This is a genomic window from Shimazuella kribbensis DSM 45090, from assembly GCF_000428065.1.
Lineage (GTDB): Bacteria > Bacillota > Bacilli > Thermoactinomycetales > Thermoactinomycetaceae > Shimazuella > Shimazuella kribbensis.
In genome coordinates, this window is sequence record NZ_ATZF01000004.1 from 148,591 (window position 1) to 170,786 (window position 22,196).

General features: G+C 41.2%; 21 protein-coding genes. 19 read left to right on the forward strand and 2 right to left on the reverse strand.

Annotated elements, in window-relative coordinates:
* The first annotated feature begins 220 nt into the window (after window positions 1–220).
* The 12 genes from A3GQ_RS0108225 to A3GQ_RS0108280 all read left to right on the forward strand — a co-directional run bounded on the left by A3GQ_RS0108225 (window position 221) and on the right by A3GQ_RS0108280 (window position 13,338).
* Entirely contained in the window at window positions 221–418 is a 198-nt protein-coding gene (locus tag A3GQ_RS0108225) for a cold shock domain-containing protein (RefSeq protein WP_028776646.1), read from the forward strand.
* A gap of 116 nt (window positions 419–534) precedes the next feature.
* The gene (wecB, locus tag A3GQ_RS0108230; protein ID WP_028776647.1) at window positions 535–1,599 is read left to right on the forward strand and encodes a non-hydrolyzing UDP-N-acetylglucosamine 2-epimerase; all 1,065 of its coding nucleotides are present in this window, start codon (window positions 535–537) and stop codon (window positions 1,597–1,599) included.
* Between the two features lies 1 nt (window position 1,600).
* Window positions 1,601–2,845, forward strand: coding sequence for a glycosyltransferase family 4 protein (locus tag A3GQ_RS0108235; protein ID WP_028776648.1), 1,245 nt, complete (start codon window positions 1,601–1,603; stop codon window positions 2,843–2,845).
* Between the two features lie 202 nt (window positions 2,846–3,047).
* Window positions 3,048–5,567 (forward strand): preprotein translocase subunit SecA, encoded by a 2,520-nt coding sequence (gene secA / locus A3GQ_RS0108240; protein WP_028776649.1) that lies wholly within the window; start codon window positions 3,048–3,050, stop codon window positions 5,565–5,567.
* Between the two features lie 18 nt (window positions 5,568–5,585).
* Window positions 5,586–6,696 (forward strand): peptide chain release factor 2 gene (gene prfB / locus A3GQ_RS0108245; protein WP_156877608.1). Its coding sequence is split into 2 segments (ribosomal slippage): window positions 5,586–5,657 and window positions 5,659–6,696, totalling 1,110 coding nucleotides; the frame shifts between segments, so codons are not numbered across the junction.
* A gap of 221 nt (window positions 6,697–6,917) precedes the next feature.
* Window positions 6,918–8,087, forward strand: a complete 1,170-nt coding sequence (locus A3GQ_RS0108250; protein WP_028776651.1) for an RNA-guided endonuclease InsQ/TnpB family protein — start codon at window positions 6,918–6,920, stop codon at window positions 8,085–8,087.
* Between the two features lie 135 nt (window positions 8,088–8,222).
* Window positions 8,223–9,035: an enoyl-CoA hydratase/isomerase family protein gene (locus A3GQ_RS0108255; protein ID WP_245596754.1), complete on the forward strand. Its 813-nt coding sequence runs from the start codon at window positions 8,223–8,225 to the stop codon at window positions 9,033–9,035.
* Window positions 9,036–9,062: 27 nt separating this feature from the next.
* Window positions 9,063–9,734 (forward strand): hypothetical protein, encoded by a 672-nt coding sequence (locus A3GQ_RS0108260; RefSeq protein WP_028776653.1) that lies wholly within the window; start codon window positions 9,063–9,065, stop codon window positions 9,732–9,734.
* An 85-nt stretch (window positions 9,735–9,819) separates the two neighbouring features.
* Window positions 9,820–10,926, forward strand: a complete 1,107-nt coding sequence (locus A3GQ_RS0108265; protein ID WP_028776654.1) for an ankyrin repeat domain-containing protein — start codon at window positions 9,820–9,822, stop codon at window positions 10,924–10,926.
* Window positions 10,927–11,172: 246 nt separating this feature from the next.
* Window positions 11,173–11,871, forward strand: a complete 699-nt coding sequence (locus A3GQ_RS0108270) for a TerC family protein (protein WP_028776655.1) — start codon at window positions 11,173–11,175, stop codon at window positions 11,869–11,871.
* Entirely contained in the window at window positions 11,868–12,107 is a 240-nt protein-coding gene (locus A3GQ_RS23805) for a hypothetical protein (protein WP_037464331.1), read from the forward strand. The genes A3GQ_RS0108270 and A3GQ_RS23805 overlap by 4 nt, the downstream gene beginning before the upstream one ends.
* On the forward strand, window positions 12,073–13,338 hold the full coding sequence (locus tag A3GQ_RS0108280; protein ID WP_051271412.1) for a glutathionylspermidine synthase family protein: 1,266 nt from the start codon (window positions 12,073–12,075) through the stop codon (window positions 13,336–13,338). Before A3GQ_RS23805 ends, A3GQ_RS0108280 begins: the two co-directional genes overlap by 35 nt.
* Window positions 13,339–13,371: 33 nt before the next feature.
* On the opposite strand, the gene A3GQ_RS23810 is transcribed toward A3GQ_RS0108280, so the two are convergent.
* Window positions 13,372–14,217, reverse strand: coding sequence for a polysaccharide deacetylase family protein (locus A3GQ_RS23810; protein WP_037464334.1), 846 nt, complete (start codon window positions 14,215–14,217; stop codon window positions 13,372–13,374).
* Window positions 14,214–15,176, reverse strand: a complete 963-nt coding sequence (gene corA, locus A3GQ_RS0108290; protein WP_028776657.1) for a magnesium/cobalt transporter CorA — start codon at window positions 15,174–15,176, stop codon at window positions 14,214–14,216. Before corA ends, A3GQ_RS23810 begins: the two co-directional genes overlap by 4 nt.
* A gap of 308 nt (window positions 15,177–15,484) precedes the next feature.
* Between corA and A3GQ_RS28215 the strand changes: the two genes are divergently transcribed.
* From A3GQ_RS28215 to argH, 7 genes are all read left to right on the forward strand, one after another.
* On the forward strand, window positions 15,485–15,619 hold the full coding sequence (locus A3GQ_RS28215; RefSeq protein ID WP_281170818.1) for a hypothetical protein: 135 nt from the start codon (window positions 15,485–15,487) through the stop codon (window positions 15,617–15,619).
* 150 nt (window positions 15,620–15,769) lie between these two features.
* A complete protein-coding gene (locus A3GQ_RS26820; RefSeq protein WP_156877613.1) occupies window positions 15,770–16,309 on the forward strand; it encodes a hypothetical protein in 540 nt (179 codons plus the stop codon).
* 804 nt (window positions 16,310–17,113) lie between these two features.
* Window positions 17,114–17,551 (forward strand): hypothetical protein, encoded by a 438-nt coding sequence (locus tag A3GQ_RS26825; protein WP_156877614.1) that lies wholly within the window; start codon window positions 17,114–17,116, stop codon window positions 17,549–17,551.
* Window positions 17,552–17,973: 422 nt separating this feature from the next.
* Window positions 17,974–18,384 carry a hypothetical protein gene (locus A3GQ_RS0108310; protein ID WP_028776659.1) on the forward strand — a complete coding sequence of 137 codons (411 nt, stop codon included), beginning with the start codon at window positions 17,974–17,976 and terminating at the stop codon, window positions 18,382–18,384.
* A 387-nt stretch (window positions 18,385–18,771) separates the two neighbouring features.
* Window positions 18,772–19,104: a hypothetical protein gene (locus tag A3GQ_RS0108315; protein WP_156877615.1), complete on the forward strand. Its 333-nt coding sequence runs from the start codon at window positions 18,772–18,774 to the stop codon at window positions 19,102–19,104.
* A gap of 221 nt (window positions 19,105–19,325) precedes the next feature.
* Window positions 19,326–20,585: an argininosuccinate synthase gene (locus A3GQ_RS0108320; RefSeq protein WP_028776661.1), complete on the forward strand. Its 1,260-nt coding sequence runs from the start codon at window positions 19,326–19,328 to the stop codon at window positions 20,583–20,585.
* Window positions 20,530–21,960 (forward strand): argininosuccinate lyase, encoded by a 1,431-nt coding sequence (gene argH / locus A3GQ_RS0108325; RefSeq protein ID WP_028776662.1) that lies wholly within the window; start codon window positions 20,530–20,532, stop codon window positions 21,958–21,960. Before A3GQ_RS0108320 ends, argH begins: the two co-directional genes overlap by 56 nt.
* Window positions 21,961–22,196: the final 236 nt, after the last annotated feature.

Consider the following 22,196-nt stretch of genomic DNA (forward strand, 5'->3'; position numbering starts at 1 on the left):
CGAATTTGCTCTATTGGGAGAAATACCAATAAATTATGCCAGAATATATTAGTTTTTGTGGATATTGTGGATAATAATGTGTATAAGTAACCATTAGCTGATTTTTCTCTAGGGAAATGTTGGTTGCTTGACATTGATTTTTTCCAAATGTTATATTGAAATTACATAAGAATAGTTCTTGTGCTAAGATTTCAGTTTTGAGAAGAAGGGATGTTTTTCCATGCAAGGCAAAGTAAAATGGTTTAACGCAGAAAAAGGTTTTGGTTTCATCGAGCGCGAAGATGGTGACGATGTATTCGTTCATTTTTCTGCGATTCAATCCGAAGGCTTTAAATCACTTGAAGAAGGTCAAACGGTAGAATTTGATATTGTTGATGGTTCCCGTGGGCCACAAGCTTCTAACGTCGAAAAAAAATAAGAAATTAGCTTAACTCCCCACGTAAATGTGGGGAGTTTTTGATTTATACAATTTTTTAAGCAATCTCTTGTGTTATTATAGTGGCAGTTGTTTAGGACTAAGGGAGGTTTCTCACAATGAAAGTAGTAACAGTTGTTGGTGCTCGTCCACAATTTATTAAGGCGGCTCCGGTTTCCCGTGTACTTCGTGCTCAGGGAGAAGAGATTTTAGTACATACTGGTCAACATTATGATAAATCTATGTCTGACGTTTTCTTTGAAGAGCTGGAGATACCAATTCCAGAATATCATTTGCATGTTGGTTCTTTGTCGCATGGTGCACAAACTGGTGAAATGTTGAAAAAAGTGGAAGAGGTATTATTAGCAGAAAAACCTGATGCTCTTTTGGTTTATGGAGATACGAACTCCACTATTGCAGGTGCTTTAGCTGCAGCAAAATTACATATTCCTGTTGCGCATGTAGAAGCAGGACTTAGAAGTTTTAATCGCAAAATGCCGGAAGAAGTGAATCGTGTTCTTACAGATCATATTTCCAAATGGCTCTTCTGCCCAACAGATACAGCATTGAACCATCTGGCTAAAGAAGGAATTACAGAAGGTGTTCATGTAGTTGGAGATGTTATGCTGGATGCGTTTGAATACAATACTAAATTGGCAGAAGGAAAAGCGACGGTGCTTAACAGTCTACCAGTAAAAGCAAAATCCTATGCTCTCATTACGCTGCATCGTGCTGAAAATACCGATGATCCTACAAGGTTAAAAGCAATTGTAGACGCTATCAATCAATTGCCTATTCCAGCAGTTTTACCACTTCATCCACGTACAGTGGGCAAGCTGAAAGCAAGTGGACTTCGTATCACCAATGATAACGTACATGTGATTGATCCTGTCGGTTACTTGGATATGATCCACTTGGAATTCCAAGCAAAATTGATTTTGACCGATTCTGGTGGAGTTCAAAAAGAAGCATTTTTTGCACAAGTTCCATGTATTACGATGCGCGATGAGACAGAGTGGACAGAGACGGTTTCCTATAGAGCAAATAAATTAGTAGGTGCAGATACAAACCTTATCTTACAAGCTGTATCCCAATTCAATGTAGACTTCACTGGTATTCCAAATGTATTTGGAGATGGACATACAGCTGAAAAATTGGTAGAGATCATTAAACGGGGTTTATAACATGAAACGGTTTAAAATTTGGCTAGCAAATCATTATGCTGTCCCGCCAAATATTGCTGGGATTACAAGGCACTTTGAATTAGCAAGAGAATGGGCAAAAGAAGAAGATGCAGAAGTCACTTTGTTTATGTCCAAGTTTTTACACCCGCGTCGAACCTTTATTACACCTGAAGAAAAAGCACAGATTGAAGAAGTAGATGGGTTGAAACTTGCCTGGCTCTGGTCTTTTCCTCATAAGGTCAATGACTTTCGTCGTATCATTAATATGATCAGTTTTGCATTTGTTTTTTTCTTTGCTACTCTTTTTCGTCGCAAACCAGATGTCTTTATTGCTTCTTCTCCTCATCTATTTTTGGCCTATGCTGGACTTCTCGTAGCTCGTATCAAACGAATACCATTCGTTTTTGAAGTGAGAGACCTCTGGCCTGATTCCCTTGTAAAGATGGGTGGAGTGAATGATGGTGTTGTGCTCAAGGTGTTAACATGGATGGAAAATCAGCTTTATAAAAAGTCTGATAAAATCATTGTTTTAGCAGAACATCAACGTGGGTATATTGCTAAAAGAGGCATATCACTTGATAAAATTGATTTAATTCCCAATGGTGTTGTAGTTGGGTCTTGGCAACCTGATGAAGAGAAAAGGAAAGAATATCGTACTAAATTAGGGGTTCCCGAATCCGATTATGTAGCGGTTTATACGGGTGCGCATGGTCCAGCCAATGCTTTGCAGCATGTAGTTGAAGCTGGGCAGCATTTACCACAAGATGGATACTCTATCATTCTCATAGGGGATGGACCTGATAAGGAACGATTAAAAGAACAGGTAGCGGAACTTGGTTTAACAAATGTTCATTTGATGGATCCAGTGCCAAAAGCGGAAATATTTGATTATACAAATGCGGCTGATTTTGGTATTATCTCCCTTGCTGATAATGAAGTTTTCCGAGGAGCAAGACCGAATAAATTATTTGACTATACTTTCTTAGGTAAACCTATCATCACAACGGTTGATGGGGAAGTGAGACAAATTGTAGAGGAAAACAAAGTAGGTGTATTTAGCGGGGCAGAAAACTCCAAAGGTTTAGCAGAAGCCATTTTGGAAGTTAGCAGCTACACAGACGAACATTTGCAAGAAATCAAAGAAAATGGCCGTGCGTTTATTGATCGGGAAGGCGACCGTCAAAAGCTAGCTAAAAAGTTTTATGGGATTTTACAGACACTGGTTTCGAACAGAAACAAGAAGTAAGGATTGTAACATCTATATGTTTAACCTAGTCCCTACACCGGGCTAGGTTTTTTAAGTAGTTTTTACTTAGGATTTAGGGAGAAGAGAAAACCAATCTCCGCTTGATAAGTGAAAAAAATCCTATTTTTTGTTACACTAGTAAATAGTATGCTTACTTATAAGTGAAAAGTGATCCGATAGATAGATTGCAGGAGGAACCCTGATGTTAAAAACACTGAAACGTTTACTCGATCCGAACGAGCGTCAAGTAAAAAAATATTTTCAGATTGCAGATAAGATTGATGGATTAGAAGAATCCATTGCTAGTTTATCAAATGAAGAATTGAAGGCAAAGACGACAGAGTTTAAAGAGCGATTGGCAAAAGAAGAAACATTAGACGATATTCTTCCAGAGGCATTTGCGGTAACTCGTGAAGCATCCAAAAGAGTACTTGGGATGCGCCACTTCCATGTGCAGTTAGTTGGTGGAATGGTTCTGCATAATGGGGATATAGCAGAGATGCGAACAGGGGAAGGGAAGACATTGGTGTCGACCTTACCAGCTTATCTCAACGCATTAACCGGTAAAGGGGTACATGTCATTACGGTGAACGATTATCTTGCTCGACGAGATAAAGAATGGATGGGACAACTATTCGAGTTTTTGGGTCTGACTGTTGGGTTAAATGTTCCTTTCCTTTCACCAGAAGAGAAGAGAGAAGCGTATCAAGCAGATATTACGTATGGCACCAATAATGAATTTGGTTTCGATTATTTAAGAGACAATATGGTTGCATACGAAGAGCAATTGACCCAACGCGACTTGAATTTTGCAATTGTGGACGAAGTGGATAGCATCCTAATCGATGAAGCTAGAACCCCTCTTATCATTAGTGGACAAGCAAATAAAGCGACGGATCTGTATTATACTGCAGATAAAATAGTGAGCAGACTAAATGCAGAAGATGACTATTCGCTTGATATCAAAACCAAGCAAATTGCCTTAACAGATGATGGTGTGAGAAAGGTAGAAAAAGCGCTAAAGATAGACAACCTTTACGACATGAAAAATATTACACAAAACCATCATATTCAACAGGCATTAAAAGCACATGTTACCATGCATCGTGATCAAGATTATGTAGTAGATCCAGAGCATGGTGTAGTTATTGTTGACGAATTTACAGGACGTTTGATGCATGGTCGGCGATACAGTGATGGATTACACCAAGCAATTGAGGCAAAAGAAAACATCCAAGTTCAACACGAGAGCATGACACTTGCTACAGTAACACTTCAAAATTATTTCCGTCTTTATGAAAAATTGTCTGGAATGACAGGTACCGCAAAGACAGAGGAAGAAGAGTTCCGACGTATTTACAATATGGATGTTGTGATCGTACCAACAAACCGCCCTATGGTTCGTGATGACATGTCAGATGTGTTGTACAGAACACAAGAAGAAAAATTTGCAGCTGTTATCGAACAAATTGAACAACTTCACTCTTCAGGCCGACCTGTACTAGTTGGTACCGTCTCGATTGAGAACTCTGAGAAGTTAGCTTTGCTCCTAAAACGAAAAGGTATCCAACACCAAGTATTAAACGCCAAGAACCATGCCAAAGAAGCGGAAATCATTTCTGCTGCTGGTCAACATGCGGCAGTAACCATTGCTACGAATATGGCTGGTCGTGGTACTGATATTATGCTAGGTGAAGGTGTAGCTGAATTAGGCGGTCTTCATGTAATAGGTACAGAACGCCATGAGAGTCGTCGGATTGATAATCAGCTTCGTGGACGTGCAGGTCGTCAAGGAGATCCTGGTTCGACTCAGTTCTATCTTTCTTTTGCAGATGACTTGATGCGTCGATTTATTCCAGATCGAGTGAAATCCATGATTAGTCGTGTAATGAATGATGGAGAACCTTTAGAGGGTAATATATTTACCAAATCCATTGCAAATGCACAAAAACAAGTGGAGAATAACAACTTTGACGCGAGACGTTGGGTTTTGCAGTATGACGATGTGCTCAACCAACAGAGGGAGATTATTTACAAACAACGTCGTCAAGTTTTGAAAAGTGGAAAGTTAGACGATGTGGTTCTGCCTATGATTAAATCGGAGATCGAACGAATTGTAGAAGTTCACACCTCAGGTAGTGATGAAGAAGAGTGGGAATTAGAAGCGATCTTGGATTACATGGAAGGAAATGTATTACCAGAGGACCGGATTGATGAAGACGATCTAGAAGAGAAAAACCATGAAGAGATGAGTACATTCCTTTACGAAGAAGCTCAAAAGTATTACGAAGAGCGTCGTGAAGAACTTGGAGAAGAACGCATGAGTGAATTTTCCAAAGTAGTTGTCCTTCGCACGGTTGATCGCAAATGGATGGACCATATCGATGCAATGGAACAGTTGCGGCAAGGTATACATCTTCGAGCATACGGCCAAGACAATCCTCTTCGATCTTATCAGTTTGAAGGTTTTGCGATGTTTGAAGCGATGGTTCAAGAGATCCAAGAAGAAGTTGTAAAATATGTGATGAAGGCTGTTGTGCAAGAAGAAGAAACATTAACAAGAGAAGATGTCGCAACAAATGTTACCCCTGTATCAGGTGGAGATACCAATGAAGAAAAACCAAAAGTAGTACCACTTCGCCGAGCAGATAAAGTGGGCAGAAATGATCCTTGTCCCTGTGGAAGTGGTAAGAAATATAAAAACTGTCACTATAAGAAATAGCATGAGGGGCTGACGAAGTTGGATTTACAATTATTAAAACAAGAGTTTCATATTACAGCGAAACGTTTAGCTGACCTTAGGGGGTCTCTTTGACTTAGAAGAGCATCAAGTCAAACTGAATGCCCTTGAAGCAGAAATGTCAGCTGAAACATTCTGGAATGATCAACAACAAGCACAACAAAAGATTGCAGAAATGCGAGAAGTGAAAGAGATTGTAGAACAAATACAGCTATTAACAGCACAAAACGATGAGTTGCAAGTTTTATTGGAGCTTCTTCAAGAAGAAGAAGACCCATCGCTCTTGAAAGAATGTGAATCAAATTTAAAAGCTTTTCAACAGCAAGTTAATGAATTTGAGCTTCAACAATTACTAAGCGGCCCTTATGATCGTAATTCAGCGATTTTGGAATTGCATCCTGGCGCTGGTGGGACAGAATCGCAAGATTGGGCAGAGATGCTCTTAAGGATGTATACACGTTGGGCCGAGAAAAGCGGTTTTAAGATTGAGATCATCGATTATTTACCCGGCGATGAGGCTGGATTGAAAAGTGTAACCTTATTGGTGAAAGGGATCAATGCTTATGGTTACCTTCGCACCGAAAAAGGCATTCATCGCTTGGTTCGTATCTCTCCATTTGATGCCTCTGGGCGTAGGCATACATCATTTGCCTCTGTTAATGTGGTGCCAGAACTTGATGATGATGTGGAAATTGAGATTCGTACAGAAGATATAAAAGTAGATACGTATCGAGCGAGCGGTGCTGGTGGACAGCATATTAATACAACCGACTCTGCTGTGCGGATCACCCATATTCCTACTGGAGTGGTTGTTACTTGCCAATCCGAACGATCCCAGATCAAAAATCGTGACAAAGCGATGAAAGTTTTAAAAGCCCGTCTCTATGAACAGAAATTAGAAGAACAAGAAAAAAAGTTAAACGAGATCAAAGGTGAACAGACAGAAATCGGTTGGGGCAATCAAATACGTTCTTATGTATTCCACCCATACAGTTTGGTTAAAGACCATCGAACTGCTGTAGAAAATGGCAACGTTCAAGCGGTGATGGACGGAAGCATACATGGTTTTATGGAAGCTTTCCTGAAAAAGCAAGTAGAATCAAAACGATAATTACAAGCGAACCCGCTCGTTGTTTGGAGGGTTCGCTTTTCTATGTTAAAATAGGAAAGATTCTTAAATAGGGGGTAGCCTGTTTCCAAAAACATAGACAAAAGTAGAAACAAGTAGATAAATGTCTTTTTTGATCTTTTTTATCCGAAGGAAGAAGGATATTAGCGGACTCTCTCGAACATATATATCCAGAATATATGTTCGAGAGAAAGGATGAGTCGATGAAGATCGCATACAAAACCGAAATACATCCGAATCCCGAGCAAATCAAGAAAATCGTATCCTCCATTGGAGTTTGTCGTTTTCTGTACAACCAATATGTCGGACAGAATCTGGATTTTCTCCAACAAAAACAACAAATCCTTTCGGCGAATCAGTTTGATAAACAAGTGAACCACGAGCTGTCTCTCGTTTATCCTTGGATCAAAGAATGTGGAAGCAAAGCGAGGAAGAAAAGCTTAGTGAATGCAGAAACAGCCTTTCAACGTTACTTCCAGAAAAAAGCAGGAAAACCACGGTTCAAAAAGAAACAGGCTCAAACCGTGAAGCTGTATTTTCCGAAAAATAATCCAAGAGATCTGGAAATAGAACGTCATCGTATCAAACTTCCCACTTTGGGTTGGGTTCGGTTGAAAGAAAAAGGATACCTTCCCATCCATGGATCTGCTTCTAGTTGTACCATCGAACAGAAAGCCAATCGTTTCTATGTTTCGGTTCTATTTTCCTCCATTTACGAGAAGAAACGGAAAAATGAGAAAGCAAAACGGGTTTCAGATGGAATAGGAATCGATCTGGGAATCAAAGATTTTGTAATCACCAGTCAGGGGCAAGTATTTCAGAATATCAATAAGACTTCCATCATCAAACGTACAGAGAAACGTTTGAAACGAGTACAACGAGCATTATCTCGTCAGTACGAATTCCAAAACAAGCGAGGTGAAAAACCTGCTACCAAAAACGGAAGTAACATAGTAAAAAACATCCTCCGAATCCAAAAGATTTATCAACGACTTGCTCGCATGAGAGATGCCTATCGTGCATGGGTGGTGAGTGTGATCGCGAAAACCAAGCCCACATTCATCACTATCGAGAAACTAAATGTCCAAGGAATGAAGAAAAATCGGCACCTAGCGAAATCGATTTCCGATCAGGGATTTTATGATTTCAAACAAAAGTTGGGAAATGCATGTCGCAAAATGGGAATCGAACTAAGAGAAGTGGCACTGTTCTATCATTCTAGTAAATTGTGTTCGCATTGTGGCATAAAAAAAGTGAAATTGTCCCTCTCGGAACGAGTGTTTTCGTGCGAACACTGTGGACGAAATATCGATCGCGATCACAATGCAGCAGTCAATTTGATGCAAGCAAGCGAATATGTTCTTCTCCCTTAACGAGAGGATCTATCTGTACCGTGGGCTACACGGGAATTTACGCCTGTGGAGTGTTACAGCAAACTGTAGTAGCAAGTTTTGTGGCGAGACAGGACACGTAGAAGCAGGAAAACTCTAGCATAGGGATGTTTTTCTATGTTTTTAGTAGCAGCGAAGCAAATGACAAATTGGAATTGTATTACCCTTGAAGTCGAGGATTCAATAGGGATACTTACATTGTCACGTCCAAAAGTGTTAAATGCTTTAAATCAGCAAATGTTACAAGAATTGATGAATGCTTTGCAATATGTCACTACTCAAAAAGAAATAAAAGTGCTTATTTTTACAGGAAGTGGAGAAAAAGCATTCGCTGCTGGAGCTGATATTACAGAGTTAAGAAAGATTAAAAATGGACCAGAAGCAGAAAAACAGGCTTTACTTGGGCAACAAGTATTTGATATGGTGGAGAATATGCCGATCCCTGTTATTATGGCAGTCAATGGTTTCGCTTTAGGTGGAGGGTGTGAACTAGTACTTGCTGGTGATATCATCTATGCTGCTGAAGGTGCCAAATTTGGACAACCAGAAGTCAATTTAGGCACTATTCCCGGTTATGGAGGTACCCAGAGGCTAGCGCGTGCTATCGGAGAAAAAAATGCAAAGTACTATATTTTTTCCGGTGAATGGTTTGATAGTAAAGAAGCTTATCGACTCGGACTTGTACAAAAAATATTCCCGCTCGAACAATTATTACCAGAAGCAAAAGGACTTGCAAAAAAGTTAGCAAAACTGGCACCAATTGCCCTACAATACATGAAAAGATCCATTCATAATGGTTTAGAGATGCCTTTGGAAAAAGGATTACAACTAGAAGCCTCTTACTTTGGGCTCACCTTTCAAACAGCGGATCGGTTGGAAGGAATGGACGCCTTTCTGGAGAAGAGGAAACCAACTTTTCAGGGAGAGTAATATTTCCCAGGGAATGGAGGATACAACATGATGAGTTTAGTAACGAGTCCAATTTTTTGGATTGGTGTAGCACTTGTGGTTGTTGCTATTATTGTATTATCAGCCCTAATAAGTAGTAAACGTAGTAAAGAAGTAGACGAATTAGGTACGTATTTTCCAGATGGAGAATTGGACAATACGACCCGTATTTCTGTTGAAAAAGTGAGACGTTCTACTTTAGCTCGTCAACAGAGGAAGCAAGCATCCCAACATTTGCCTCGTCGTCAACCTCGTGAAGATGTATTGGAGTTAGAAAAGCAAGAATATGTACAAAAAGAACAAGAAGAAGAGGATGATTTCGAGGATCTGATACCAGAAGAAGAAAATTTAAATCTTCCTGCCGTTCAAGATTCCTTTGCATCGGATCGTCAGTTCAACAGACAGCAATTCAAATCGAATATTTTACAATCGCGAACTACTGCACTTACAACAGACGAGAGCACACTTACAAATAAACGTCCTTCTTTTGCACGAAGAACTCCTATGAGCTCCAACAACAATACAACAAATGCTACAACAACTTCTCGTTCTTCTGTTCGTCGTTCAGCTACAAACAAAACAGCTTATCCCTCTTTACGTAAAGATGCCACTACATCTAACAGTACAGAGGATAATTCCGCACCTCGTTTTCCAAATCGACGTTCCAAGAGGATGTTTTAAACCACCTGCAAATGGTGGTTTTTTTTATTCATATTAAAAGTGATAATAGAGGCAGGAAATAACGATAAGAAAGTGAGGTCATAGGATGAAGGGTTGGAAAATCGGAAGTGTTATTTTTGTCATACTCCTCTTGGCATTTGCAATTGTTTATATTTGGATGAATGATGTAGGAGGAGACGACCAAGATGGAATAAATGATTGGAACAAAAATGTAAGTAAAGAAGATATCCAAGCGTTTCAGGATGCTTTACACGATCACGATTATCAGCGATTGGATTTATTGCTGAAGAAAGGTGTGAGTCCCAATACGAGTGATGAATATCAAAATACTGCTATTACTTATGCTGTAGAGTCTGGGGACATGGATGGGCTGAGGTTATTGGCCAAGTACCGAGTGAATGTAAATACGCTAGATAAAGACGGAATGTCATTACTACAAAAAGCGATCGAACGAGAAGATATTTCAATGGTAGATTGTTTGATAGATCTAGGGGCAAATGTAAGCCAGATAGACAAAAACGGAGAGACCGCACTTTGGCATGCTGCAAAAACGGGAAATGTAGAAATATTAGATCTGTTGGTTAAAGCCGGAGCAGACATAAATGCAACTAACTTTGCTGGTGAAAATGTGATATTTCAAGATATTAGAGCAAATGCAAATGAAACCATTAAATATTTAGTTGCTAAGGGGTTAAAATTAGATATCAAAAATAATAAAAAAGAAAGTGCTGCTTATGAGCATTTGGATAATCCAGACCAATTTCAATCTATGTTGGACAATGGATTGAATCCAAATATGGTGGAAAGGGATAATGAGCCTTTGTTAATAGAGGCAATAGAATCACAATACTATACACAAGTCAAAGAACTCATCAAAAGTGGTGCGAACCCTAACGCCAAAGATAAGTATAAAGAGCCAGTGCTACATATAGCTATAGACCGAGTAAATCTTTCTACTGTACAACTATTGATCGCCAGTGGAGCAGATGTAAATGCAGTCGATGATTATGGAGACACTGCTTTGATGAGAGCTGTGACGAGTCAAAAGAAATCAAGTGTTGCTGCGATTCTTGCAACCAATAAAGCAGTATTGGATAAAAAAAATAAAGCAGGAAAGACCGCATTGCAGTTGGCTCAAGAGCATAAATATGTAGAAATTATGGATATATTGAAAATTAATAGTAAAAAATAAAAATACAATATAATTTTAAAATTTTGAACCAACTTGACGGATTTGGTCTTGTCAAGTATGATGAGGATGAAAATAATATCACCTTTATGGGATAAAGGGGAGTAGCTGTACAATAAAGTCGTCATTACGAGAGAAATCTCCGGCTTTGTTGGCAACATTTATGTTGTTTGCGAGACCTTTACTTCTAGCTTTATTTAATGCTAGCAAGTAAGGGTTTTTATTATGCTTAGGAAAGGAAGGGGAAAAATGGAAGAAATATTCACGCTTACATTTTTAACACAACTCGCTACCATTATCGCGATTGATCTTGTTTTAGCAGGTGATAATGCTATCGTTATCGGTTTAGCTTCTCGCAAGCTGCCGATAGAACAAAGAAAAAAGGCAATTTTATGGGGGACAGTTGGTGCGATATCACTTCGAATCATTGCAACAGTGACGATCGTTTGGCTCTTAAAAATACCAGGTTTGCTTTTGGTAGGAGGTCTTATCCTACTCTGGATTTCCTATAATCTACTTGCGGATAACGATAATCACGACGATGTGAAAGCAGGTAGCAGTTTTTGGTCGGCGCTTCGTACGATCATCATAGCAGATACAATCATGAGTTTGGATAATGTTTTGGCCGTTGGTGGAGCTGCACATGGCAGCATTCTACTGGTTGTAATAGGGCTTATCATCAGTATCCCAATTGTTATCTGGGGAAGTACATTATTTATAAAATTAGTAGATAAATACCCAATTATTTTATATATAGGATCTGCGGTTTTAGCATGGACAGCAGGTGGAATGATTGCGGAAGAGCCAATCATTCATCAATTTATAAAAGATTTTCCTTGGATTCATTACGCAGGAAATATAGTATTAATAGTGTTAGTACTGCTTGCTGGAGGTATACGTAAGCAAAAGAAACAAGACATAACTCATACAATGGGAGGAAACGGATGAAAAAAAGTAAGTATGTAGTTACGCTTTTCGCATCAAGCATGCTATTGTTGGCAGGGTGTGGAGATTTAGATGAGTATGATCTGGATGATTATACTCTTTGCTATGACAATAATAATGACCTATACTGTGACGATACTTCTGATCCAATTAACCCAAATTCCTATGTTGTGATCGATGGTAAACGGGAGGCATATATCGTTTATGATAGCTACAGCTCATCCAGTAGTGGTGGGTGATTATCACAAACATCGGGAAAATATATATGAACCGATAAGAGATGTATTTTCATGGGATATTTGGAATGGTCAAGAGTATGCGTTAGCATCTTATGCATCTGTTAATAGGGAGTTACAACAAGAGATTTCGCTTGCTACCAAATTATTATCAGGCATATTTTATAGGGTCGCAGAAGTAGTGCGGCTAGGATCAGAAGAGTTATGGAAAGAACTAGGTTATCCAAAAGAGACGTGGCAAGCGATCTCCCTATCAACAGATTATAAAGCGGTAACAACTATTGGTAGATTTGATTTCGCTTATACACCAAAAGGGTTAAAGATGTTGGAATTTAACAGTGATACGCCTACCAATATAGTCGAAGCATTTTATGCCAACGGCAAAGTTTGTGAATACTATCAAGTAGAAGATATCAATGCTAGTACCAAAATGGATATTAAGCAAGCGTTTACAGGTCTTATCTCGTATTACCAAGAAAAGGGTTATGAAACCAAACATATCGTTTTTTGCTGTGATTCTGATGATGATGAAGATAAAGGAACATCAAAGTTTTTATTGGAACAATCGGGTTTATCCGCTATCTATTCTCCTATTAATCAACTTGCTTATGATCCGAAAAGACAGCAATTAACTGCAAGATTACCCAATGGAGAATTTCAACCGATTGATGTTCTTTATCGACTGCATGCGTTGGAAATAATGGCCAAAGATCGTACAACAAAAGGGTTTCCTATAGGTCCAAAGCTATTAGAATTGGTTAAAAGAAAAAAACTCACGCTCATAAACCCACCATCTGCATTTATCGCACAAACAAAAGCACTACAAGCACTCATATGGAATTTATATGAATCAAATATTTTTTTCTCTCCAGAAGAAAGAGAAATTATCGCTACTTATTGTCTTCCGACTTATTTGGAAAATGAGTTTCATGGAATACATGCCTATGTCAAAAAACCATTCTTCGGAAGAGAAGGCGGTGCTGTTTCTTTATTTGATGCAAATGGAGAACTGGAGAAAGCAGATCAAGAAAAACACTATTGGAATCAACCAATGGTTTATCAACAAAGAGTAGACCTTCCTACCATAACGGTGGATACGTCAAATGGATCTTATACAGGAAAGTTATTATTTGGTTCCTTTGTATTAGGTGGTAAGCCATCCGCTATTATGGGGCGTGTGGATAAAGGAATAACAGTAGATTTATCTTATTTTCTGCCGTTGTCTGTAACGTAATGTAAAAAAGCGCCTTCCTAGTGAAGGCGCTTTTTATTTTGATGACAGGTAGTCTTGTAATTTTACAAATCGATATCCTTTTTTAAGCAGTTTTGGAATAGATCGTTTTATTCCCTCCGCTGTGTCTCCATTTGGTTGATTCATATGTAGGATAACAATGGAGCCAGGTTTGGCTTGTTGCATGGCATAGTCTACCTGCCCGGCATGATAAGTAGCCCCAGCATCGCCGATAATGTCAAAGTTTACTGGGATTTCTCCTAGATCACTGGCAATTTTGACCGCTACATCATCATAATAAGCGGTTCCAGAGCGGAAAAATGCAGGAGATTTGCCTGTTAGCTTTTTTATTTTTTGAGCATTTTCATTTACTTCATGATAGACGTTGGTGATATCTTTTGTTCCGTTAATTCCATATATACTACGACCAGTAACAGATAGTGGTCGATGCTCTGTACCATGGTTTTCAATCTCAAAGAGAGGGTTTTTTGCAAGTTCCGCAAATATTTTTGGATTTGCATCAATCCATCTAGCGTTGATAAATAGGGTAGCTGGGATTTTTTCCTCCATTAAATAACGGATAATATCATTATCCACTCCACTCCCATGGTTTCCACCACAAGCGTCAAAGGTAAGAGCGATCACTTTGTCCTTTGTTGGGAGTGTTTTTACTACTCCTGTGATGTTTTCTCCCCACTCTTTTGGTTTACTTTTTTGATACAGTTTTAGTACTTCTGTTTCGGTTGGGATTTCTGTTGTTGGTGAACTGGTTACTTGTTTGGTAGGTGTTTGTGTCTCTGTTGGTGTTGGTTTGGAATTTGCTAGCATGGAGCAACTTGATAACATTCCAGCTAGGACGATTCCATATATTATTTTTTTCATTCTTTGTAAAACCATCCTTTTCGTTTAAACCAAAAGAGCATGATGATAGAAATGATCAGCATGATACCAAGGACGGCATAGTAACTGTATCGCCAATGTATTTCCGGCATATACTCAAAATTCATTCCATAAAGTCCCGCGATAAAGGTCAATGGCATAAAAATGGTTGTGAACAAAGTCATTGTCATCATGATCCTGTTCATTCGATTGGAATTTAGGGAAATATGATTATCTCGAATATCGGATGCCATTTCTCGACTTGAATCAATCATCGCGCCCAGTTTGATGAGATAGTCATAAACATCCATATAATAGCGGCGTTCTTCCTCACTACCAGACAGGTGTCCGGATTGGGTAATTCGAAAAACAAGATCACGCAAGGGATGGATAACATGACGCAGCTGTAGCAAACTACGGCGAATATGAAATAATTCATTCATCTGTTCTTGCATTCGGCCAGTTACTTCGGGACGCATTCCGAGCACCGTTAATCGATCTTCTAACTGTTCCGCGATGGGAAAAAAGGAATCCGTTATTTTATCCATTATTTTATAACATATAAATCTACTTCCAAGTGCTTGTGCATCAGGATTTGTTTTCATTCTCTCCCATACCGCATCGATTTCAGGCTGTGGTTTGTAGTGAAATGTCACTACGTAGTGATGATGCTGGAAAATATCTATTTCTTTAGGTTTTAAGCTTTTGTTATCAATCGCATTCACGACAAAAAAATGATAATCATCATAGTCGTCCAATTTGGTGCGTTGCTGCAAATGAAGACAATCTTGTATGGCTAGATCATGAAAACCAAGACTGCATAATTCATTCGCTTCTTTTAATGTCGGTTCATTAAAATCAATCCAATACCAAGCTAATTCAGCTCTTCTTTGTTTGATATCTCCAAGAGTCAAATCTTCTATGATTTCCCCGGATTTGTGATAGGCAAGTATGCGGATCACGTGAAGCAACCCCCCTAAATAAAACATACCATCCATTTTAGACGGAATAGAGGTGGAACACAACTATACAAAAAATTTATAGTAAGCGCTCTCTATTAAGAATCCATGAATATCTATTTAACAATAGGATAAGAAAATACATAGACCCTTATACGACTTTCGAATGAAAAGTAAGATGAAGAAGAGACAGATGCCGTCGCATAGAAAGAATAAGAAATGACTGCACGGTGGCACGAAATATTCCTCGATGTTCTGCTTTCTCTCTTGGTAGCGTGTGTACTCAGCCTGCAACAGGTAGGTGTGGATACGTGGAAGACCACGGCACATCAGCTCATCGGGCACGTCAAACAAGAACACAAGCAACACCACCACGATCCCCATCCGCTGGAGGATCGCTGGAAGCGGAGGAAGTGGAAATAGAGTTAGAGAAAAAAGGTGGGTAGCAATCTCTATGACAAAAGTCAAAGGGAGGGCTGCCCGCCTCGTCGTACTTTGATGTTACTTTTGAAAGATTATACTTGTTTTGAATATAAAAAGATTATATAGTTACAGTACGGATCAGTTACGTGTCAGTGTCAGGAAGGACACATCTCATGGACATGAAGAAGGTTCTCGCTTCGACCGCTGCTGTCGTCGTGCTCAGCGCTGGTGCCATCGGTTGCACCAGTGCCAGCGACAACAACCCCGACCCCTGCGCGACCCAGACGACCCAGTCGACCGAGTCGATGGGCGGGGAGCAGACGATCGAGATGGAGAACGTCGGCTACGTGGGCAAGGTCTCCGGCGGCTCCGGCGGTCGTGGCAGCTCCGGTGGTTCGAGCAGCTCCGGCGGTTCGAGCAGCTCCGGCGGTTCGAGCAGCTCCGGCGGTTCGAGCAGCTCCGGCGGTTCGAGCAACTCCGGCGGTTCGAGCAGCTCCGGCGGTTCCGGCAGCCTCACCAAGCCCAACACCGGCGGCTCCAGCAGCTCCGGCGGCGTCACCAAGGACAAGGGGAAGAACGGCACCTACAAGAAGGGTGACATCGACGTCGAGATCGGGGGCGACGATGACGGCTACGTCGCCGGGAACCCCACCCCCGCGCCCACGGACAGCTGCGGGAACGACGTGAACAACGAGAACGACGAGAACAACTGACCCAAACGGCGGTAGCACTCTCTCCGACTTCTGTCAGGGAGAGCGGCTACCGTCGCGTCATTTTGTTTGGAAATAAGCATTTTTCTGTCGTGAATTACTGGTAGAAGTAGAGTGCTATAAAATAAACCTAAAGAGATTTTTAAATGATTTTCCTCTGTAAAATTAGGGAACAATTTCTCTTAAATTCAAAATAAAAAAGCCTTCATTAAGAAGAAAAATAAAATTGATTCCAGATTGTGTTGATGAAAGGACAAATAAAAGTACCATCAAGTGTAATTTTCTGGCTTTCGCTGTTGGACACATCTCCTAGATCTCTGTTAGCTAAGTAAATATAATTCTGATTTCTACAGAGTCACAACAAGTAAGGACATAAGTCCATAGTGTAGATCATTTATAAGTATAATAATAGGCGGGTAGTAATCTCTATCAAAGAGAAGGCTGCCCGTTTCGTTATGTATTTCGCTATTACGCTTGTTGGATAAATGAAAAAATTATAATGAAGTCAGTTTAGTTGTCAATGAAAGGGCACAGCACAAGGGCTACAAGAGCGAGGGAAACCGTGGGCGTAGGGTGATCCCGCTCTATGCCCTCGGATTTCTCCTTGTTGCTGTCTCGTGCAGCGCCATAGTCGGAGACAAGAAGAATTGCTCGAAGGTGTATACAGGTAACAGGTTCTCTTCTGTTGCCTTCGAAGTCGTTCCGGAGAAGCCTCGTCCCAAGCCCCGTATTTACCTTTTGCCCATTTTGCCTTGCGATAGATATAAGAATCTCCATCCGGGAGATGTATGTGACTGGGAGAAATCCATGAGTTCCAATAAATCCCTCGCGACACTCGGCTCGGTCGTGTTCGCTGTCGTTCTCGCCACCACGGGCTGTTCGGTGACCACCTACGACACCTATAGTGTGGTTCCTCCCTCGGACAAGATAAAGAAGGAGAAGGAACAGGCGGTGATCGCAGCTTGGGAGAACAGCACGGCGACCGTCAATTGCATGAAGAACGGGTTCGCTGTCTACAAGGACAAGGATCAGATTTGCCATACGCCGTTCCGGACGTCCAAGGTGGACCCGGTGTACGATCTGGACCTGATTTTCACGTACACATGCAACCACTCCAATCAGGAGTTCCTGGCGTACGTCGTGGGTCGCGACGACCTCGTCTTCTGCTTCCACTACAAGCACGACAGCCAGAAGCCGGACCCGAAGAAGTTCAAGCTCATGGACACACTGAACCCGAAGCAGTAACCAGCCATAGTGGTGAGTAGTGATTCTCTTGATCTCGGTCGAGAGAACCGCTACCCACCGCGTGCTTTAAAATGATTTATCTAATTATTTAGAATAATAATATAACAAAAAATAAATTTTCTACCATGGTGATGGCGAATGCTCCAAAGACATCCGTCCAGCCGAGTCCGTCGAAGTCCAACAGTCACGGTCTTCCTCACGATGACCACGATCTGAAAGACAACGATGGTCGTAACGATGCGAACGTAGGTAACTGCGCCAACGACTGAACCAACAGCGGTAGTCGCTCTCTCCCGCTTCTGTCAGAGAGAGCAGCTACCGCCGCGTCATTTTTTGGGTAAGTATTTACCTTTTGATCACTTTGACTTACGATAGAAATAAGAATCTCCATAAGGGAGATGTAGTTGACTGGGAGTATACCCATGATTTCCAAGAAGTCTCTCGGCCTCGGCTCGATCGCGCTCGCTGTCGCTCTCTTCACCTCGGGCTGCTCGATGCCTTCCTACGTTGGTCCGGTTCTGCCTGCGGAGGATCAGCAGGGAGTGATCGCTGCCTGGGAGAACAAGGCGGCGACTGTCAAGTGCACGAAGAACGAGTTTGCCGCCACCTGGAAGGACAAGGGCCGCGAGTACCAGGAGTGCTACAAGCCCTCCAGGAAGTCCAAGCAGAAGGCAGTGCTCGACCTGGACCTGCTCCTGAACGAGAAGTACCAGTGCACGGGCAACAACGGCATGGAGTTTCTGGCGTATGTTAAGGGAAGCAAGGATCAGCTCGTCTTCTGTTTCTACCACAAGCGTGACAGCCAGAAGCCGAACCCGAAGGACTTCAAGTAAGCTGGACGTCGACGCCTGACAAGGCGAAGGGTTCTTCGAAGAAGTAACCAGTCATAGTGGTGGGTAGTAGTTCTTATCGATCTCGGTCGAGAGAATCGCTACCCACCGTGTGCTTCAACATGATTTGTCTAACTATTTTGAAAAAATAACTTACAAAAAATAAAATTCGGCCACTATGACAGGATCGTCAATGGTCGTAACGATGCGAACGTAGGTAACTGCGCCAACGACTGAACCAACGGCGGTAGCTACTCTTTCCGACTTCTGTCAGGGAGAGCGGCTACCGCCGCGTCATTTTTTGGATAAGTATTTACCTTTTGATTATTTTGCCTTACGATAGATATAAGAATCTCCATCCAGGAGATGTATGTGACTGGGAGAAATCAGGTGCTTAAGACGTTCGCCAAGGTCTTTCTGGCCATCATTCTGGCCATCATTCTGTTCGGCATGTCCGTCATGGCCCTCTTCAATAGCTATTCGCCGACGACCACGCCGAACCCGACGCAGTCGAAGGTCTCCTCGACGGAGCGAAACGCGCCGACGCGAAGCGCGACCCCGGCGGAGCGGAACGTAACCGACATGCCGACGCGAAGCGCGACCCCGGCGGAGCGTGACACGACCAACGTGCCGACGCGAAGCGCCGCCCCGGCGGAGCGTGACACGACCGACATGCCGACGCGAAACGCGACCCCGGCGGAGCGAAACGCGACCAACGAGTAGCAGACCGCACTTCTCCGGAGTGACCCAGTCATAGTGGTGGATAGTAATTCTCTTTGATTTCATTCAAGAGAATCGCTATCCACCGCGTCGTTTAAAATGATTCATCTAACTATTATGAAGAATAACTTACAAAAAAAATAACTTTTCTACCCTATTTTTTTACGTTATCATGTATAATAACTCATTGAGATGAATTTTTATTAATTGAGGGAGCGGATAAAATGAGTAAAGAAAAAATTGTACTCGCCTATTCTGGCGGTTTAGATACTTCTGTAGCCATTCGTTGGTTAACAGAGAACTATGGATATGATGTGATTGCAGTGGCATTGGATGTGGGAGAAGGCAAAGATTTAGATTTTGTCAAAGAAAAAGCTTTACGAGTTGGTGCAGTTAAGTCGATTGTCGTCGATGCAAAAGAACATTATGCCAAACATTTCCTTGCTTCTGCATTAAAGGCAAATGCGATGTATGAAGGAAAGTATCCTTTGGTATCAGCATTGTCCCGCCCATTGATTTCACAAATTTTGGTGCAAGTAGCAGAACAAGAAGGTGCGGTCGCGGTTGCACACGGCTGTACAGGAAAAGGGAATGACCAAGTACGCTTTGATCTATCTGTGCAAGCACTCAATCCAAAACTGAAAGTAGTTGCGCCAGTTAGAGAATGGGCGATGTCTCGCGATGAAGAGATCAAATATGCACAAGAGCATAATATTCCAATTCCAATTGATCTCGATAATCCTTATAGTGTAGACCAAAACCTGTGGGGCCGTAGCTGTGAGTGTGGAGTACTGGAAAATCCTTGGACAGCTCCACCAGAAGGCGCTTATGAACTGACCAAATCCATCGAGCAAACACCAAACGAAGCAACAGAAGTAACGATTTCGTTTGAAAAAGGAATTCCTACTGCATTGGATGGAGTAGAACTTCCTTTGCATCAATTGATCACTACTTTGAATCAAATTGCAGGTGTTCATGGTGTGGGGAGAATTGACCATGTTGAAAATCGTTTAGTCGGGATCAAATCACGTGAAGTGTATGAATGCCCAGCAGCAATTACGTTGATTACTGCACATCGAGAGCTGGAGTACCTTACTTTAACCCGTGATGTCGCTCGTTTTAAACCTTCGATCGAACAAAAATGGGCGGAGCTTGCATATGATGGCCTTTGGTTCTCACCACTCAAACTAGCTTTGGATGCCTTTGTTGATGAAACACAAAAGTTTGTATCTGGTAACGTACGGGTGAAATTGTTCAAAGGTACTGCTGTTGTGACAGGTAGAGAGTCCGAACACTCCTTGTATAATGAGCAGTTAGCGACTTATTCCACAGATGATACCTTTGACCATCAAGCAGCAATTGGATTTATCAAATTATGGGGATTACCTACGCATATTTATGCAACTATACACGAAGACGAGGTGAAAGGTGATGAAACTTTGGGGAGGTCGCTTTACCAAAACGACGGATCAACTAGCGCTTGAGTTTCAAGCATCGATATCCTTTGATCAAAAACTAGTAATAGAAGATATCATTGGCAGTATTGTTCATGTGGAGATGCTTGGCGCAAGTGAAATATTAACAGTAAAAGAAACACAAACGATTAAAGAAGGATTAAAAACGTTATTGGAAAGAGCAAAAACAGGCGAACTTGCTTTTTCTGTAGAACATGAAGATATTCATATGAATATCGAAAAGATGTTGATTGATCTCATTGGACCTGTTGGTGGAAAATTACACACAGGGAGAAGTAGAAATGACCAAAGTGCATTAGATGTCCATCTCTTCGCGAGAAGAAAAACAGTAGAACTTGTGGGACAACTTGTGATGTTGTCGAATGCTCTTTTGCAACAAGCAGACAATCATATCGATACATTGCTGCCTGGATATACCCATCTTCAACGTGCACAACCAGTGAGATTTGCCCATCATTTACTCGCTTATGCAGGGATGCTGGAAAGAGATATGGGACGGTTGATCGATAGTTACAAACGTACCGATATGTGCCCACTCGGTGCAGGTGCGATTGCAGGAACTACGTTTCCCATTGATCGTCATTATGTGAAAGATCGTTTGCATTTTGCTAATCTCTATGAAAATAGTATGGATGCTGTAAGTGATAGAGACTACATCGTAGAGTTGGTGTCTGCATGTTCTTTGATTATGGTGCACCTGACGCGTTTGGCAGAAGAATTAATTCTCTGGTCCAGCGAAGAGTTTCAATATGTCGAGTTGGATGATGCCTATTGCACTGGCAGCAGTATGATGCCACAAAAGAAAAATCCAGATATTCCTGAGTTAGTCAGAGGTAAATCAGGGAGAGTATTTGGGGGATTAATGGGGCTTTTGACGATGCTTAAAGCTCTTCCACTGAGCTTTAACAAAGATATGCAAGAAGACAAAGAAGCATTATTTGATGCAGTCGAGACGACAGAAAATTGTCTTATTTTGATGTCCGCAGTAATAGACACCATGGTGGTCAAAAAAGAAAAAATGCTACAGAATATACAACAGAGTTATTCCAATGCTACGGATCTTGCAGATTATTTGGCGTCGAAAGGTATTCCATTTCGTGAAGCACATGAGATTACAGGAAAGACTGTACTCTATGCGATTTCAGAGCAAAAATATTTATTGCAGCTAACCTTGGATGAGTACCAACAATTTTCTCCTATTGTACAAGAAGATATTTACATGTTCCTCGCTGAAGAACAGGTAGTAGAAGCAAGGAAGAGTGAAGGTGGAACAGCAAGGGAGCAAGTGCAAGTTCAGTTGAGCCGACGAAAACAATATATTGATCATACTAATCAGTGGTTGCAATCTGTTCAAGAGGCCCAAGAGCTTACTCGACTTGTATAGCTGGTGTTTCTTGCCAACCATGAAACAGTGAAGATCTGTTATAATTAATCTCCAGTAAGTATTCTTAATACTGGAGATTTTTGCTGTCAAGTTTGAATATATCATCATTTAGAAAAATATTAGTCTAGGAAACGTAAAGAATGATGCTATAATAGAAAACAGGTTTTTAGGCAGTACATCCCTATTACTCTTAAAGAAAACTTGCCCACAAGCCTTTAAAACGGGGACAGAGGCAT